Genomic DNA, 1067 nt, shown 5'->3' with positions numbered 1-1067 from the left:
TGTATTGCCCTGTGAGGTTGGGAACGCGGCTGGCGGGTGGCTGGCCTTTCAGCGCGGTGTGTCCGCGGTGGTGATTGTAGGTGTGCAGCCAGCCGGGGAAGGCGTCGCGTCGTTCCTGCTCTGAGCGGTAGGGGCGGGCGTAGGCCCACTCGTCGAGCAGGGTGCGGTTGAAGCGTTCGACCTTGCCGTTGGTCTGCGGCCGGTAGGGGCGGGTTCGCTTGTGGGCGATCCCCGCTGCCGCCAGCAGGTCTCGCCAGTCGCGTGAGCGGTAGCAGGAGCCGTTGTCGGTCAGTACCCGTTCGACGGTGATCCCGGCCTGGGCGAAGAAGGTGTGTGCTCGCTGCCAGAAGCCGGTGGCGGTCTCCTTCTTCTCGTCTGCGTGGATCTCGCTGTAGGCAAGGCGGGAGTGGTCGTCGACGGCGGTGTGGAGGTAGCTGTAGCCGACGCCGGAACGGGTCTTGCGGCCGGCTTGGCGGCCGAGGGCTTTGTGGCCGCCGCCGTCGGGGATGTTGCCGAGCTTCTTGATGTCGACGTGCACCAGCTCACCGGGCTTGTCGCGTTCGTAGCGGCGTATGACACGGCCCGTTGCCCGGTCCAGGTGGGTGAGGCGGGCCAGGCCGTAGCGGGTCAGCACGCGGTGCACCGTCGAGGGCACCAGCCGTAGGAGGTGGGCGATGCGGGCCGGTCCCCAGCGGCGCAGCACGCGGACCTTGATGATCCGCCGCTCGGTGCGGGTCGGGGTGCGGCGCGGGCTCGTGCGCGGACGGCTGGAGCGGTCGGCCATGCCTGCCTCGCCCAGCTGCCGGTAGCGGTCGGCCCAGCGCTGGGCTGTGGTCGGGGAGACCTGGAAGCGTTCCGCGGCCCTGCGCAGGGGCCAGTTGTCCTCGACAATGCAGCGGGCCAGGCGCAGGCGTCCGGTCTCGGTCAGGGGTGCATTACGGTGGACCACGAGGGCCTTTCTGTTGGTGTAGACGTCGCAATCCACACCGAACCGGAAGGCCCTCACCTGTTCAAGATCCCTCAGCCGAGACCTGGCTCACCCGTCCACAACCTCCCCGGACAGAACA

The 1067-nt window shown here is 69.0% G+C and carries 1 protein-coding gene; it reads right to left on the bottom strand.

Annotation, left to right across the window (positions count from 1 at the left end):
• Positions 1–949, bottom strand: a 949-nt coding sequence (locus ACFYMU_RS33440; RefSeq protein ID WP_388381498.1) for an IS481 family transposase, incomplete at its 3' end; no start/stop codon positions are given.
• Positions 950–1067: the final 118 nt, after the last annotated feature.

The organism is Streptomyces sp. NPDC007264, assembly GCF_042869095.1.
Classification (GTDB): domain Bacteria; phylum Actinomycetota; class Actinomycetes; order Streptomycetales; family Streptomycetaceae; genus Streptomyces.
This window is presented reverse-complemented; position numbering and strand designations above follow the sequence as displayed.